14 protein-coding genes and 2 pseudogenes are annotated in these 15,307 nt (G+C 35.1%); 12 read left to right on the top strand and 4 right to left on the bottom strand.

Annotated features, from left to right (window positions below):
• Positions 1–61: 61 nt before the first annotated feature.
• From HMPREF9171_RS112010 to nrdG, 6 genes and pseudogenes are all read left to right on the top strand, one after another.
• Positions 62–1,603: a hypothetical protein gene (locus tag HMPREF9171_RS112010; protein ID WP_000230039.1), complete on the top strand. Its 1,542-nt coding sequence runs from the start codon at positions 62–64 to the stop codon at positions 1,601–1,603.
• A 98-nt stretch (positions 1,604–1,701) separates the two neighbouring features.
• The gene (nrdD, locus tag HMPREF9171_RS112015; protein WP_000989505.1) at positions 1,702–3,900 is read left to right on the top strand and encodes an anaerobic ribonucleoside-triphosphate reductase; all 2,199 of its coding nucleotides are present in this window, start codon (positions 1,702–1,704) and stop codon (positions 3,898–3,900) included.
• A 74-nt stretch (positions 3,901–3,974) separates the two neighbouring features.
• A complete protein-coding gene (locus tag HMPREF9171_RS112020) occupies positions 3,975–4,118 on the top strand; it encodes a hypothetical protein (RefSeq protein ID WP_000521645.1) in 144 nt (47 codons plus the stop codon).
• 12 nt (positions 4,119–4,130) lie between these two features.
• Positions 4,131–5,061: pseudogene (locus HMPREF9171_RS01000000112890) on the top strand (Gfo/Idh/MocA family protein).
• Between the two features lie 8 nt (positions 5,062–5,069).
• Positions 5,070–5,567 (top strand): GNAT family N-acetyltransferase, encoded by a 498-nt coding sequence (locus HMPREF9171_RS112025; RefSeq protein WP_000776869.1) that lies wholly within the window; start codon positions 5,070–5,072, stop codon positions 5,565–5,567.
• A gap of 67 nt (positions 5,568–5,634) precedes the next feature.
• Positions 5,635–6,252, top strand: a complete 618-nt coding sequence (gene nrdG / locus HMPREF9171_RS112030; RefSeq protein WP_001287939.1) for an anaerobic ribonucleoside-triphosphate reductase activating protein — start codon at positions 5,635–5,637, stop codon at positions 6,250–6,252.
• A gap of 356 nt (positions 6,253–6,608) precedes the next feature.
• On the opposite strand, the gene yaaA is transcribed toward nrdG, so the two are convergent.
• Both yaaA and HMPREF9171_RS112040 read right to left on the bottom strand, forming a co-directional pair.
• On the bottom strand, positions 6,609–7,340 hold the full coding sequence (gene yaaA, locus HMPREF9171_RS112035) for a peroxide stress protein YaaA (protein WP_000590606.1): 732 nt from the start codon (positions 7,338–7,340) through the stop codon (positions 6,609–6,611).
• A gap of 42 nt (positions 7,341–7,382) precedes the next feature.
• On the bottom strand, positions 7,383–8,243 hold the full coding sequence (locus HMPREF9171_RS112040) for a VOC family protein (protein WP_001146811.1): 861 nt from the start codon (positions 8,241–8,243) through the stop codon (positions 7,383–7,385).
• Between the two features lie 185 nt (positions 8,244–8,428).
• Here HMPREF9171_RS112040 and HMPREF9171_RS112045 point away from each other — a divergent pair, with 185 nt between their 5' ends.
• From HMPREF9171_RS112045 to groL, 6 genes are all read left to right on the top strand, one after another.
• Entirely contained in the window at positions 8,429–9,226 is a 798-nt protein-coding gene (locus HMPREF9171_RS112045; RefSeq protein WP_000251911.1) for a Cof-type HAD-IIB family hydrolase, read from the top strand.
• Positions 9,227–9,690: 464 nt separating this feature from the next.
• The gene (locus tag HMPREF9171_RS1000000114035; protein ID WP_000724427.1) at positions 9,691–10,653 is read left to right on the top strand and encodes an ABC transporter substrate-binding protein; all 963 of its coding nucleotides are present in this window, start codon (positions 9,691–9,693) and stop codon (positions 10,651–10,653) included.
• 15 nt (positions 10,654–10,668) lie between these two features.
• On the top strand, positions 10,669–11,565 hold the full coding sequence (locus tag HMPREF9171_RS1000000114030) for an ABC transporter permease (protein ID WP_000884159.1): 897 nt from the start codon (positions 10,669–10,671) through the stop codon (positions 11,563–11,565).
• A gap of 4 nt (positions 11,566–11,569) precedes the next feature.
• Complete coding sequence (locus tag HMPREF9171_RS112060) at positions 11,570–12,373, top strand: ABC transporter ATP-binding protein (protein ID WP_000054432.1); 804 nt, start codon at positions 11,570–11,572, stop codon at positions 12,371–12,373.
• A 174-nt stretch (positions 12,374–12,547) separates the two neighbouring features.
• Positions 12,548–12,832 carry a co-chaperone GroES gene (groES, locus tag HMPREF9171_RS112065; RefSeq protein WP_000917300.1) on the top strand — a complete coding sequence of 95 codons (285 nt, stop codon included), beginning with the start codon at positions 12,548–12,550 and terminating at the stop codon, positions 12,830–12,832.
• Positions 12,833–12,927: 95 nt separating this feature from the next.
• Positions 12,928–14,550, top strand: a complete 1,623-nt coding sequence (gene groL, locus HMPREF9171_RS112070) for a chaperonin GroEL (protein ID WP_001029978.1) — start codon at positions 12,928–12,930, stop codon at positions 14,548–14,550.
• Between the two features lie 34 nt (positions 14,551–14,584).
• On the opposite strand, the gene HMPREF9171_RS112075 is transcribed toward groL, so the two are convergent.
• Positions 14,585–14,947: a hypothetical protein gene (locus HMPREF9171_RS112075; RefSeq protein ID WP_001181231.1), complete on the bottom strand. Its 363-nt coding sequence runs from the start codon at positions 14,945–14,947 to the stop codon at positions 14,585–14,587.
• A 12-nt stretch (positions 14,948–14,959) separates the two neighbouring features.
• Positions 14,960–15,307, bottom strand: a pseudogene (locus tag HMPREF9171_RS1000000114025) (GntR family transcriptional regulator); the annotation flags it as partial.

Below are 15,307 nucleotides of genomic sequence, written 5' to 3'. Positions count from 1 at the left end.
TAAATTGACTAAATAAGGTTTTCTGATATACTGGTAGTATGTAAATATGAGGAGAAAAATAGTGGTAGAAAACCTAGAAAAACCAATTGGAGTGAGCTATAAAAATAGCCCATCAATGAGTAAACGAACGGCTATCAGAATGAAGAAATCTAGTCGATTTTCAATTTTATTATATAGTGTTTTGTCAACTCTCTTAGCAATTGCAAATCCGTTATTGACTTATTTTGCAAATGGTTTGCAGACTCAGAATCTCTATACAGGTTTGATGATGACCAAAGGACAGATTCCTTATAGTGATGTTTTTGCTACAGGAGGATTTTTATACTATGTAACGATTGCTCTAAGTTACCTTTTAGGGTCTAGTATCTGGTTACTTATTGTACAGTTTATTGCTTACTATGTATCTGGAATTTATTTTTATAAATTAGTTTATTATGTGGCACAAAGTGAAATTGTCTCGATAGGCATGACGTTGATTTTCTATATAATGAATATTGTCTTAGGATTCGGTGGTATGTACCCAATACAGTGGGCATTACCTTTTATGCTCATTTCGCTATGGTTTTTAATTAAATTTTGTGTCGATAATATCGTTGATGAAGCATTTATATTTTATGGCATTTTAGCAGCATTCTCACTATTTATAGATCCCCAAACACTGATTTTTTGGCTTTGCTCTTTTGTTCTCTTAACAGCAACCAATATTAAGCAAAAGCAGTCACTACGAGGATTTTATCAGTTTTTATGCGTTGTTTTTGGTATGATTTTAATTGCTTATACTGTTGGTTACTTTATGTTTAATCTACAGATTATCTCTTCTTATATTGACAAAGCTATTTTTTACCCCTTTACGTATTTCGCTAGGACAAACCACTCATTCCTTCTTAGTTTAGCAATTCAAATTGTTGTCCTTCTAGGGTCAGGTTGTCTCTTTGGACTATGGGATTTTATTCAAAATCGTAAAAAAGCATCTTATCAAATCGGCTTGAACTTTATTGCCTGTATTTTTATTATTTACGCTATAATGGCCATTTTTTCAAGAGATTTTAACCTTTACCACTTTTTACCTGCTTTACCATTTGGTCTTTTGCTAACGAGTAATAAAATTACTATTCTTTACCAAAAAGTGATTGACAGGCGTTCACATAGACGTCAGTATTTCTCTGGTAAATCTCTTATCGTAGACCTTTTTGTAAAGAAAACATATTATTTGCCCCTCTTACTAGTTTCTTTATCGATAGGGTTACTAGTTTATAATACTTATCAAAATGTTACTCTTAGTAAAGAAAGGCGTGACATTTCACATTATTTGACTACAAAAATTGATAGAGATGGTAAGATTTATGTTTGGGACAAAGTCGCTAGCATTTATAGCCACACTCGGTTAAAATCTGCTTCTCAATTTGTTTTGCCACATATTAATACAGCGCAAAAAAATAATGAGAAAATTTTGAAGGACGAGCTGCTTCAGCATGGGGCTAAATACTTTATCTTAAATAAAAATGAGAAGTTACCAAATGAACTGAAATCTGATATTAAGAAGCACTACCAAGAAGTTCCTCTATCAAATATCACTCATTTTGTTCTATATCGTTTCAAATAGATTAAAAAATCAATATATTGTGTCTGAGCAAAAAACTTGACACAATATATTGATTTTTTTTCTTTGCATGCTATAATTGTCACTGGAGGATATTTCACATGATGGTATTGGAAAGAGAACGATTTACGACAGAATCTGATATCAAAGTGATTAAACGTGACGGGCGTTTGGTCAGCTTTGATAAGTATAAAATCTACACGGCTCTATTAAAAGCTAGTAATAAAGTTATCAAAATGTCTCCTTTAGTTGAGGCTAAACTTGAGATGATTGCAGATCATGTCATCGCTGAGATCTACAATCGTTTTAAAGATAACATCAAGATATATGAAATACAAAATATCGTTGAACATAAATTATTGGAAGCTAATGAGTACGCTATTGCACAAGAATATATCAATTATCGTACCCAACGCGATTTTGAGCGTTCACAGGCTACAGATATCAATTTTTCTATTGGAAAATTAATTAATAAGGATCAAACTGTTGTTAATGAGAATGCTAATAAAGACTCTGATGTGTTTAATACCCAACGTGATTTAACAGCAGGTATTGTAGGGAAATCAATTGGTCTGAAAATGTTACCTTCTCATGTAGCAAATGCACATCAAAAGGGTGATATCCATTACCATGATTTAGATTACAGCCCATACACTCCCATGACAAATTGCTGTTTAATCGATTTTAAGGGAATGCTTGCAAATGGTTTTAAGATTGGTAATGCAGAAGTTGAGAGTCCAAAATCTATTCAGACAGCGACTGCTCAGATTTCACAGATTATTGCGAACGTTGCTTCAAGTCAATATGGTGGCTGTACAGCAGATCGCATTGATGAGTTTTTAGCTCCTTATGCACAGTTAAATTATCAAAAACATTTAAAAGATGCAAAAGAATGGGTTATTGAAGATAAACAAGAAGACTATGCGCGCGCTAAAACACAAAAAGATATATATGATGCCATGCAATCTTTGGAGTATGAAATTAATACTTTATTTACTTCAAATGGGCAAACGCCATTTACTTCGCTTGGTTTTGGATTAGGAACTAATTGGTTTGAACGAGAAATTCAAAAAGCGATTTTGAAAATTCGGATTCAAGGTTTAGGAAGCGAGCATCGTACTGCTATTTTTCCAAAATTAATTTTTACGCTTAAAAAAGGTCTTAATTTAGAAGAAAATAGCCCCAATTATGATATTAAACAATTAGCATTAGAGTGTGCGACAAAACGGATGTATCCAGATGTCCTTTCTTATGATAAAATTATTGACTTAACGGGCTCTTTTAAAGCCCCTATGGGCTGTCGTTCTTTCCTACAAGGGTGGCGAGATGCAAATGGTCAGGATGTAACATCTGGTCGTATGAATCTTGGAGTTGTAACAGTTAATCTACCGCGTGTTGCCATGGAGTCTAACGGTGATATGGATAAATTCTGGGAGATATTTAATGAACGTATGAGTATTGCTAGAGATGCCTTGGTTTATCGTGTGGAACGTGTCAAAGAGGCTATCCCAGCAAATGCGCCCATTCTTTACCAGTATGGAGCATTTGGAGAACGTTTAGGAAAATATGACAATGTTGATCGACTCTTTAATCACCGCCGTGCAACGGTGTCTCTTGGTTATATTGGTTTATATGAGGTGGCGAGTGTTTTTTATGGTGGTGACTGGGAAGATAACCATCAAGCTAAAGCATTTACTGTAGACATCGTTCGTAAGATGAAGCAGTTATGTGCAGATTGGTCTGATGAGTATGATTATCATTTTTCAGTTTATTCGACACCATCGGAGAGCTTGACTGACCGGTTCTGTCGTTTAGATACTGAAAAATTTGGTATAGTAACTGATATTACTGATAAGGAATACTACACTAATTCATTCCATTATGATGTGCGTAAGAATCCAACACCTTTTGAAAAACTAGATTTTGAGAAAATCTATCCTGAAACGGGTGCATCAGGAGGATTTATTCACTACTGTGAATACCCTGTTTTGCAACAGAATCCAAAAGCTTTAGAAGCAGTTTGGGACTATGCTTATGATCGGGTAGGTTATCTAGGTACTAATACACCGATTGATAAGTGTTACCAATGTCAATTTGAAGGGGATTTTACACCGACAGATCGAGGTTTTACTTGTCCAAATTGTGGTAACAGCGACCCTAAGACAGTAGATGTTGTCAAACGTACATGTGGTTACTTAGGTAATCCACAGGCTCGTCCGATGGTTAATGGTCGTCATAAGGAAATCTCTGCTCGTGTAAAACATATGAACGGATCAAGTATTAAAAATCAAGGTAATTAATTAAAACCTCTATTAAAACCTCTGGTCTATTATATGTTAAAATAAGAAGATAAAATAGAAGGAGTTATTAAGATATGGGGAAATACCAATTAGATTACAAAGGGCAAGCACAAGTACAGAAGTTCCATGAGAAGCACTCTACTGGAGAGAATGCTAATCAAAAATCACGTCTAAAAGATTTAAGGAAACAATTTTTGGAAAAGGCAAAGAAAAAATAGAAGGAGGATGCTATGTTGCAACTTGGAATTGTCGGTTTAGGAGGTATTTCACAGAAAGCTTATCTACCTTATATGCGTCAAGTGACAGGTGTGCACTGGCATCTTTTACACGCCAAAAACAGATTTTAGAAGAAGTTAATATGCTTTTTGGTTCTTCTACAGCTTATGACAGTTTAGATAGTCTAGCCGAGCATTCTTTGGATGGAGTCTTCATTCATGTCGCGACTAGTGCTCACTTTGATATAGCAAAGCTTTTTTAAAAAAGGGTATTCCAGTTTTTATGGATAAGCCTTTGACAGAAGATTATACTTCAACTAAAGCATTGTATGATTTGGCGGAGGATCATAAAACATTTTTAATGGCAGGTTTTAATCGTCGCTTTGCACCACGTATTATGGAAATGAAAAAAGTAGAAGATAAAAACCATATTCGCACCTTTAAAAATGCTGTCAATGCACCAGCGGATTTTCAATATAAGCTTTTTGATATGTTTATCCATCCTTTAGATACGGCGCTATTTTTGACAAATAATGTTGTTAAAAGAGGATACTTTGTGACTAAACGTGATGGGAATAAGATATTACAAGTATCAGTAACATTAGAAACAGACAGTGAGATAATAGAAGCAAGCATGAACCTGCAGTCAGGGTCTCGTCGAGAAATAATTGAAATAGAGTCGCCAGAAGTAACCTATTCATTAGATGATTTGTCAAATCTTTCTGTTATTGATGGCTTTGATCGTCGTGCTATCGGTTTTGGTTCTTGGGCAAGCACTCTAGAGAAACGTGGTTTTGAACCAATGATTGATGCTTTTATTCAAGCTATCACTACAGGTGTCAATCCTATATCACCAAAGTCTAGTTTATTGAGTCATTTTATTTGTGACCAGATTAATAAAGCGAATGCTCCTTTTGGAATGCTTAACTTGAAGATAATGGGATAGGAAACAATATGAAATTACGGCGCCCAGTGTTAGAAGATAAAGAAGAAATTTTAGCCATGTATAAAGAGTTTCAAAAAGAAAGTAGTTCAATGGATGGTGGTTTTTATGAACCAACTATGCATTTTGAAGACTGGCTAGATCATAACCTAAATATGGAGTTAGGGATAGGTGTTCCTGATAATTTTGTTCCATATATTCAGTTTGTGTCTTTTGACAATGACAATAATGCTATAGGTTTCTTAAATTTACGTTTAAGACTAAATGATACTCTTTTAGAAAAAGGTGGACATATTGGTTATTCCATACGACCTCGCCAGCGTGGCAAAGGTTATGCTAAAGAACAGTTGAAGCTAGGAATTGAGCAAGCACATCTAAAAAATATTAATGAAATACTTGTGACATGCCATGTAGACAATGATGCCAGCAAGTCAGTAATATTAGCTAACGGTGGTGTTTTAGAAGATTGTCGTCATCAGACAGAGCGTTATTGGATTAACCTAAAATAGTACTTTAAGATAATAATAAAAAGACCAGTTAGTTCTGGTTCTTTTCATATCAATAGAGAGGTTAGAAATGTCAGAAGAAGCAAGTTGGAATACTCCAAAGCCTGGGGAGTGGAAAAGCGAAGAATTAAGTCATGGCCATATCATTGATTATAAAGCTTTTAATTTTGTAGATGGTGAAGGTGTTAGAAATTCACTCTACGTAGCTGGATGTATGTTCCACTGTAAAGGGTGTTATAATACTGCTACATGGTCCTTTCGAGCCGGAATCCCTTATACAAAAGAGCTTGAAGATCAAATTATGAAAGATTTGGCACAACCTTACGTCCAAGGTTTAACGTTATTAGGTGGAGAGCCGTTCTTAAATACAGGTATTTTGCTGCCACTTCTTCAGCGTATCCGACGTGAATTGCCAGAAAAAGATATTTGGTCATGGACGGGGTATACTTGGGAAGAAATGATGCTGGAGACTCAAGATAAATTGGAGATGTTATCTTTGATTGATATTTTAGTGGATGGTAGGTTTGATCAAAGTAAGCGAAATTTAATGCTACAATTTAGAGGATCTTCAAATCAAAGAATCATTGATGTACAAAAATCTTTAAAAGAAGGTGAAGTCGTGATTTGGGAAGGATTAAACGATGGTGACAATAGTTATGAACAAGTCAAACGAGATGATTTACTTTAGTGTCAAAAATTAACTTTTAAATAGAAATTGAAAGTTATGTTTATCCACAGCTTGTTTATAAGTATTTGACAGTCTGTGACAAGATGTTGACGTTTATTATTGTTAATTTAACAAGTATTTTTGAAATCTAAAGGTATATAAAATGACATTAATGTTAAGTAATCAACTTTATATAAACAGATTATCCTCTGTCTATCCCCATAGTTATCCACAAGTTGTTGATAACAATTATTTTTTGTTAATATTATTTGAAACCTTGATATAGAGAGGTTTTTAGACCTTACAAGTTTGTCAAAAAGCAAGAGATACGATTATCTCTTGCTTTTTGTGTGAATAAATTGTGGATAAATAGTTACTTAAGTCTGTTTTTTAACAAAAGTTAATTGCTTAGAGTCTGAGAGTTCATTATCATAACAGAAGCCATCAAAGCGTAATTGCTTTAAGTGTTCTAGAGTTTGGCAATTATTTTCCATCATAGCAGTTAAACACTTTCCTCTTGTTTTTTTTGATATGGTAGAGTGGGTTTTTAATTGGCCATCTCGATCTTCAATAAAGTTAAGATGTATTAGTTTTTGACGCTCTTTAGGAGAAAAGACGGTTTCAAATTCATTAGAAAGCAAAGAAACCATAATGTCATCTGACTGCATAAAAGTATCGTAATTTTCACGCCAAAAAACTTTAAGAGAGTTATTGTTGATTTTGATTTTAGTGTTAAAATCTAAACGATGAGGGGATATTAGTGTCATAGCAGGAATGATGCCATAAAGAGCACTAGTAATAAAAACAGAATTTTCCATAAATTGTGCTTCACTTATGGATAAGTTGTGCCTTTTGATATTGCGGTACATAAGACCGTTGAATAACTTAATAGCAGGATTCAGAGTAAGTTGTTTAGATTTAAAATCTTGCCATCTTTGAGCCTCACAACGAGCTGCACTTGTATTAATTCTGTAGATATCCTCTAAGTCTGAAACAGTTAAAGTAGAAAAATAATCAATTATAATTTTCGTTTGAGCACTCAGTTTAGGTCTTGCAATGTTTTGACACACTTTCATTTCTTTTGCGGTTGGGATCAAAATTTTTATCATATTGACATTATGTAAAATGAAGAGGCAAAAGTCAAGTAATGGTTAATTCTCTGGTTTTAGAACAACTTTAATTCGGATGCCATCAAAATCTTCAATAATATAATAATGATCTTGTTTTTCAAGGAAAGTCAGTTGGTAAAGTTGCGCTTTTTTTAAGCTATCTCTAAAAAGGTTGTCATCATTGTAAGCAATTGTCAATAAGGAAATTCCGGGTCTATCTTCTTGGTTTTTAGAAAGATTTGGACCAGCCCAATTATTAAAGGCTAGATGATGATGGTAGTTGCCGGATGCAATCCAACTAGCTGTCGGGATTGCAAATTTCTCATCAAAGCCAAAAACATTTTGATAGAGTTTTGAGCTAATCTTAGCATCTTTAACACTCAAATGAATATGACCAATATGAGTTTTTTCAGAAAGCTTATAATTATTAGGAACGTTGACAAGGCTGTCAAGTAAATTGTCAATATCTAGTCTTTCAGTAATACCAATAATTTGTCCACTCTCTCTGATATCCCACATGGAGATATCCTTATCATTATAAATTTCGATTCCATTACCTTCAGGATCACTTAGATAGATAGCATTGCTATAGCCATGGTCAGCTCCACCCTCTAGAGGGATATGCTGAGATAATAAATGATTTAGAGCTAGACTGAGATGGTATTCATCTGGTACTAAAATAGCAGTGTGATAAAGGCCATAGGTACTATGTTTTTCAAGTTCAGTTTTTTCAAGGATAATAAGAGGGATTTTTTGATTCACCCCTAGTAAGGCTCTAGTGCTTGATTTGTCAATAACAGTTAACCCAATGATATCGCTATAGAAGTTTACGAGGTTTTCGAGGTCATTTACTTTTAAGGTGATTGATTCAATGGAATGATTGGCTTTGTATGGATACGGCATAGTTAATCCTCCTATTATTACTATATAGTAACATGTTACACCGTTCATTGAGAGAAATAAACTAATTTGTTTTGAAATATAGCTTATATTAGTAGTCTCATTAGACCAGACGAAGTTTATTTGCGAAACAAAAATTTAAGTGTTAGACTAAAGTAAGCGCGTACAATTATATTTTGGAGGATAATATGGTGAGGCTAATATTTAGTGATATTGATGGTACTTTAATTAACAGTAATTTTAAAGTAACACCTAAGACACGGCAGGGAATTAAACAAATAGTAGCTCAAGGGACTACTTTCGTTCCCATATCAGCTAGGATGCCTGAGGCAATTACTCCGATTATGGAACAAATTGGAATAGATTCTTATATTATTTCCTATAATGGGGCTTTAATACAAGATATGCAACAAAATACAATTGCTTCCCACACAATGGATGGTCAAGTTGCCTTACAAGTTTGTTCTTATGTAAGCAAGCATTATTCGAAAATTGCATGGAATGTCTATCGTTATCATGAATGGTATTCCTGTGATAAAGAAAATGAGTGGGTCCAAAAAGAGGAGGAGATTGTTGGTTTACAATCTAAAGAGATGAGTTTGATGGAGTTAGAGAAGCAAGATAGGATTCATAAACTTCTCTTGATGGGAGAACCATCTCTGATGGGAGGATTGGAGAACACTTTGAAAGCTCAATATCCACATTTATCAATCGCACAATCTGCTCCTTACTTTATTGAAATAATGGCTCCAGGTATTGAAAAAGGAAAATCTGCTAAAACTTTAGCAGACTATTTAGATATTTCTCTTGCAGACTCTATTGCGTTTGGTGATAACTATAATGATTTAAATCTGCTTGAAATTGTGGGTAAAGGTTTTGTCATGGCGAATGCTCCTAAAGATTTACAAGAGAGAATTGGAAATGTAACTCAGGATAATGATAACGATGGTATTTATTATGCTTTAGTAGAGTATATGGAAAATTAAGGATAGCAAATCTAAATTTCCTTAAAAGCTTGTTATATCAACGAATGGCTATTATTTAAATTATCTATCTAACAAGAATTTTCAAAAAAATCAAATTTAACTATTGACAATTATTTCTAAATGACGTAAACTTATAGGCAACCATAAACAAGGAGAGAATAATATGTTAATCAAATCGTCTATTATTAAACAAACAAATACTTATTATTACTTTAGTTTCTTTAGATAGACGTTTGTAGCCTCAAGGATACAAACGTCACGCAAAGTTTGTATCTATGAAGCTAAAGCATTTTATGATGAAAGCAGAGCCGATTAGATCATTTCAATAATCTAGTTGGCTAAGGCAATATTTTTTCGTCCTCCCGTGCACAGAGGAATTGAGAGAAATAATTAACCAACTAGATGTAGGGTCTAGTTGGTTTTTTGTTTTATGGAAAATTTGATGGTATTACAAGGAGATAGTAATGAAAAAAATAACAAAGATGGTAATTAGCAGCGTTTTAGCAACTGTTCTGATGACAGCTTGTTCACAATCTTCTCAAAATGGTCAATCTGATGTAAAACATATTGGTATTTTACAATATGTAGAACATCCCTCTCTAACTGCCACTAGAAAAGGATTTATAAAAGAATTAGCTAAAGAAGGCTATAAAGATGGCAAAAATATCAAAATTGAGTATAAGAATGCTCAAGGGGATCAGTCAAATATCCAATCAATTTCTGAAAAACTCATTAAAGATAATAAATTAGTATTGGGAATTGCGACTCCGGCGGCTCAATCGTTGACAACGGTGTCAACAGAAACACCTATTTTGTTTACAGCAGTGACAGATCCGGTATCAGCTGAATTAGTAAAATCAATGAAAAAACCTGAAGGTTTAGCGACTGGTACAAGTGACATGTCTCCAATTAAAAAGCAAGTATCCCTTTTGAGAAAAGTAATGCCTAAGGTTAAACGTGTTGGTATTATGTATACCACTAGCGAGCGTAACTCAGAAGTTCAGGTAAAACAAGCAAAAAAAATCTTCCAAGAGGCGGGGATTAAAACAAGTGTTAAAGGTATTTCTTCCACTAATGATGTACAAGATACTGCTAAGAGTTTAATGTCTAAAACAGAGGTTCTTTTTGTACCAACAGATAATATTATAGCCAGCTCAGTAACGCTGTTAGGGAATCTATCGAAAGAATTAAAAGTGCCTGTTGTGGGAGGTTCAGCAGATATGGTACCAAGTGGTTTGCTCTTTTCTTATGGGGCTGATTATGAGGCTTTAGGTCGTCAAACGGCAAGACAAGCTGTTAAAATCCTCAAAGGTAAAGACGTCGCTAAAGTTCCTTCAGAATATCCTCAAAATCTAAAAGTAGTAGTTAATGAAGATATGGCAAAAGAGCTTGGAATTGATGTTTCAAGTATTAAAAATAATAAATAATCAGAAAGGTATTGTATGTTAGATATTATCTTATCCGGAATTTCGCAAGGATTACTTTGGTCAATTATGGCAATTGGCGTGTTTATCACTTTTCGTATCTTAGACATAGCCGATCTCTCTGCAGAAGGGGCTTTCCCTATGGGGGCTGCAGTTTGCGCCTTATGTATCGTTAATGATATTAATCCAATTGTGGCAACCATAGCGGGCATGTTAGGTGGTATGTTGGCAGGACTAGTATCGGGTTTTCTTCATACTAAAATGAAAATACCAGCCCTCCTAACAGGTATTATTACGTTGACAGGACTTTACTCTATTAATTTACTTGTTTTAGGAAGATCAAACGTCTCTTTTGCTCTCAAAAATACTTTGGTTACAATGGTAACAAGATTAGGTTTAAATAAACTTTCAGCAGTTTTATTAATTGGAATTGTTTGTGTAGGTTTGGTTATCTTAATTTTGTATCTCTTTTTAAATACCCAACTAGGATTAGCTTTAAGAGCGACAGGTGATAATGAGGCTATGGGACAAGCCAATAGTATTAAAGTAGATCGGATGAAAATGCTAGGATATATGATTGGGAATGGCCTGATTGCTTTATCTGGTGCACTTTTAGCGCAAAATAATGGCTATGCAGATTTGAATATGGGAGTGGGTACAATCGTTATTGGATTGGCTTCAATTATCTTGGCAGAAGTAATGATAAAATACTTACCTCTTGGTAAAAGGTTATGGTCAATTGTATTAGGGGCTGTTTTATACCGTATGATTATTGTTTTCATATTAACAACCGATATTGATGCACAGATGATAAAGTTGGTTTCAGCAATTTTGTTGGCTCTCATTTTGTATGTCCCAGAATTACGAGCTAAACTAGGAGTAAAAACCTCTAAATCGCTTACAAAGGAAGGATAAGAACATGTCATTACTTGAATTAGTCAATCTGCACAAAACTTTTGAAAAAGGAACTGTCAATGAGAACCATGTTTTACGTGGTTTAGATTTAACGATTGAAGACGGTGATTTTATTTCAGTAATTGGAGGTAACGGTGCAGGAAAATCAACCCTCCTTAACTGTATTGCTGGTCTGATTCCTATTGATCAGGGGACAATCACATTAGACAACCAATCAATTACTAAAGACTCTGTAGAAAAACGATCTAAGGATATTAGTCGAGTCTTTCAGGATCCTAGAATGGGAACTGCAACAAATTTGACGATTGAAGAAAATATGGCAATTGCACATAAAAGAGGCAATAAGCGTCACATTTTTAGACAGTCAGTGACTGACGATGACCGTCAACTATTTAAAAAGTCTCTATCACAATTAGGTCTAGGCTTAGAAAATCGAATGAAGACTGATGCTGCATTTTTATCTGGAGGTCAGCGTCAAGCCCTCACGTTAGCTATGGCAACTCTTGTTCGTCCCAAATTATTATTACTGGATGAACATACAGCGGCTCTAGATCCCAAAACTAGCGATATGGTTATGGAATTAACACAGAAAGTGATAGAAGAACAACGATTGACAGCCTTAATGATTACACACAATATGGAACATGCCATTGCTTATGGTAATCGTCTCGTGATGCTCTACCACGGGAAAATTGTTGTTGATGTTAAAGGAGAAGCAAAGAGAAACTTAACAGTTGCAGAATTAATGGAACTTTTCCATAAAAACTCAGGTCAACAGTTGATAGATGATGCCCTTGTCTTAGGTTAAAATATAAATTTCTCTAGTGAATGGACAGGATAACTAGGGAAATTTTTCTTGTTTGAAACATGCCTTTTCTCTTGACTAATTCTGACCAAGTGATAGAATAGTTTCTGTAGTTAGCACTCTCTGTATAGGAGTGCTAAAAAATCAAAATATATCTCGTATGGAGGTTCGTTTATTATGTTAAAACCATTAGGTGATCGTGTGATCATTTCGTTTGTTGAAACTGAAGAGAAATCTGTCGGTGGTTTTGTTCTTGCAGGAGCAAGCCATGATGCGACAAAGACAGCCAAAGTTCTTGCTGTGGGTGACGGTATTCGTACCTTAACAGGGGAATTAGTTGCACCTAGTGTTGCAGAGGGTGATACTGTTTTAGTCGAAAATGATGCTGGTTTGGAAGTTAAAGACGGTAACGAAAAAGTGACAGTTGTTCGCGAAAGTGACATTGTTGCTGTCGTTAAATAGGTTTTATTAAGCAAGAAAGGATATAGGCCTATTAGAGAAAAGTTGCTTTGTAAAGAAAGTAGACTTTGTTAAATTTTAGGCCTGGGTATTAAATTATGGCAAAAGATATTAAATTTTCAGCAGATGCCCGCTCAGCAATGGTGCGTGGTGTTGATATTTTAGCTGATACAGTCAAAGTAACATTAGGTCCTAAAGGCCGTAATGTTGTTCTTGAAAAAGCATTTGGTTCTCCTTTAATTACAAATGATGGTGTAACAATTGCTAAAGAAATTGAGCTAGAAGATCACTTTGAAAATATGGGAGCTAAACTTGTGTCAGAAGTGGCTTCAAAAACTAATGATATTGCAGGGGATGGCACTACAACTGCTACTGTTTTGACCCAAGCTATTGTACGGGAAGGTCTTAAAAATGTAACTGCAGGGGCAAATCCGATTGGCATTCGTCGTGGTATTGAAACAGCTGTTTCAGCAGCAGTTGAAGAGCTAAAAGAGATTGCACAACCAGTTTCAGGCAAAGAAGCTATTGCTCAAGTTGCAGCTGTGTCTTCACGTTCTGAAAAAGTTGGGGAATATATTTCTGAAGCTATGGAGCGCGTGGGTAATGATGGTGTTATCACTATTGAAGAATCGCGAGGTATGGAAACAGAGCTTGAAGTTGTGGAAGGAATGCAGTTTGACCGTGGGTACTTGTCACAGTATATGGTAACTGATAACGAGAAAATGGTCTCTGAACTTGAGAATCCGTATATCCTTATTACAGATAAGAAAATTTCAAATATCCAAGAAATTTTACCATTATTAGAAGAGGTTCTTAAAACAAATCGTCCGTTGCTAATCATCGCTGATGATGTTGATGGAGAAGCTCTCCCAACGCTTGTTCTTAACAAAATTCGTGGAACTTTCAATGTCGTAGCTGTTAAAGCGCCTGGATTTGGTGATCGTCGTAAAGCCATGCTGGAAGATATTGCTATCCTAACAGGAGGAACTGTCGTTACTGAAGACCTTGGTTTAGACTTAAAAGATGCTACTATGCAAGTTTTAGGACAGTCTGCTAAAGTAACAGTAGATAAAGATTCTACTGTTATTGTCGAAGGTGCCGGTGACTCATCAGCAATTGCTAATCGCGTAGCTATCATTAAGTCACAGATGGAGGCTACAACTTCTGATTTTGATCGTGAAAAATTACAAGAACGACTTGCTAAGTTAGCCGGTGGTGTAGCAGTAATTAAAGTTGGTGCAGCGACTGAAACAGAATTAAAAGAGATGAAACTTCGCATCGAAGATGCGTTAAATGCAACGCGTGCTGCAGTTGAAGAAGGTATTGTTTCAGGTGGAGGTACGGCTCTTGTGAACGTTATTGAAAAAGTAGCGGCACTGAAACTTAATGGTGATGAGGAGACTGGACGTAATATTGTTCTTCGTGCTCTCGAAGAGCCTGTTCGTCAAATTGCTTACAATGCTGGATATGAAGGTTCAGTTATTATTGAACGTTTAAAACAGTCTGAAATTGGTACAGGATTTAATGCGGCTAATGGAGAATGGGTAGATATGGTTACCACAGGTATCATTGACCCTGTCAAAGTAACACGTTCTGCACTTCAAAATGCGGCATCTGTAGCAAGTCTTATCTTGACTACAGAAGCAGTAGTAGCAAATAAACCTGAACCAGAAGCTCCTACAGCTCCTGCAATGGATCCATCTATGATGGGTGGCTTCTAATCACTAACTTATCACAACATAAAACTCCCCTTTGTTAAAGGGGAGTTTTATGTTGTGATAATAGAGATATAATAGTCACTACCACTTGCGGTAAGAAGATCATAAGGATAGGCCATCCAATATTTGCCCGTAGTGGGAGGAAAAAAAGTAGCAAAACAATGATTGCTATTACCTTAGATTGAGATCGATAAGCTAAGAATTGAATTATAGCTAATAGAATTAAGTAACTAATAAGTATAAATAACATAGAAAAGAGCATTCCGTACCCAGCACCCATTGACGGTTCCTTTGGAGGGGCTAGAAAATAACTTAACTTAAAATAAGCGCCAACTATTAGGCCCATAATTAATTCGGTAAAAGTTATGAAAAAAGCAACTTTTAATAGTCTATTTTGCATAGGCTTGCCTCCTTAATGAGAGGTAATGGACAATTCAAAGTGCTCAATGGGAACGTAATGCTTATTACACATTAGTATTTTCTCTTGGTTAAAAATTGTTTCTTGTATTAATATGAATTGTCCATGATCGGATAGGGTGTATTTAGTTGCTGAAAAATTGCCAGATGTCGCATATCCCAAATGGCTTTGTGAGTGGCTTGATATGCCTTCGTGATAGATACCTTCTTCAATGAAGTTTAACAACTGTTTAGTATCATGTAAAGAAATCTCAGCATCTGAAATAAGTTCGATAGGGATAAAAGAAAGTGTGTAAGCTAATGGTCCATCATCGGTGTGGTACCAACGATCAGCAATAACAAC

Source organism: Streptococcus agalactiae ATCC 13813 (genome assembly GCF_000186445.1).
Taxonomy (GTDB): Bacteria; Bacillota; Bacilli; order Lactobacillales; family Streptococcaceae; genus Streptococcus; species Streptococcus agalactiae.
This window is presented reverse-complemented; position numbering and strand designations above follow the sequence as displayed.

Coding starts and splice junctions, on each gene's coding strand:
- groL (WP_001029978.1), top strand. CDS start 12,928: ATGGCAAAAGATATTAAATTTTCAGCAGATGCCCGCTCAGCAATGGTG.
- HMPREF9171_RS1000000114035 (WP_000724427.1), top strand. CDS start 9,691: ATGAAAAAAATAACAAAGATGGTAATTAGCAGCGTTTTAGCAACTGTT.
- HMPREF9171_RS112045 (WP_000251911.1), top strand. CDS start 8,429: ATGGTGAGGCTAATATTTAGTGATATTGATGGTACTTTAATTAACAGT.
- HMPREF9171_RS112040 (WP_001146811.1), bottom strand. CDS start 8,243: ATGCCGTATCCATACAAAGCCAATCATTCCATTGAATCAATCACCTTA.
- HMPREF9171_RS112020 (WP_000521645.1), top strand. CDS start 3,975: ATGGGGAAATACCAATTAGATTACAAAGGGCAAGCACAAGTACAGAAG.
- HMPREF9171_RS112060 (WP_000054432.1), top strand. CDS start 11,570: ATGTCATTACTTGAATTAGTCAATCTGCACAAAACTTTTGAAAAAGGA.
- HMPREF9171_RS1000000114030 (WP_000884159.1), top strand. CDS start 10,669: ATGTTAGATATTATCTTATCCGGAATTTCGCAAGGATTACTTTGGTCA.
- yaaA (WP_000590606.1), bottom strand. CDS start 7,340: ATGATAAAAATTTTGATCCCAACCGCAAAAGAAATGAAAGTGTGTCAA.
- HMPREF9171_RS112075 (WP_001181231.1), bottom strand. CDS start 14,947: ATGCAAAATAGACTATTAAAAGTTGCTTTTTTCATAACTTTTACCGAA.
- groES (WP_000917300.1), top strand. CDS start 12,548: ATGTTAAAACCATTAGGTGATCGTGTGATCATTTCGTTTGTTGAAACT.
- nrdG (WP_001287939.1), top strand. CDS start 5,635: ATGTCAGAAGAAGCAAGTTGGAATACTCCAAAGCCTGGGGAGTGGAAA.
- nrdD (WP_000989505.1), top strand. CDS start 1,702: ATGATGGTATTGGAAAGAGAACGATTTACGACAGAATCTGATATCAAA.
- HMPREF9171_RS112025 (WP_000776869.1), top strand. CDS start 5,070: ATGAAATTACGGCGCCCAGTGTTAGAAGATAAAGAAGAAATTTTAGCC.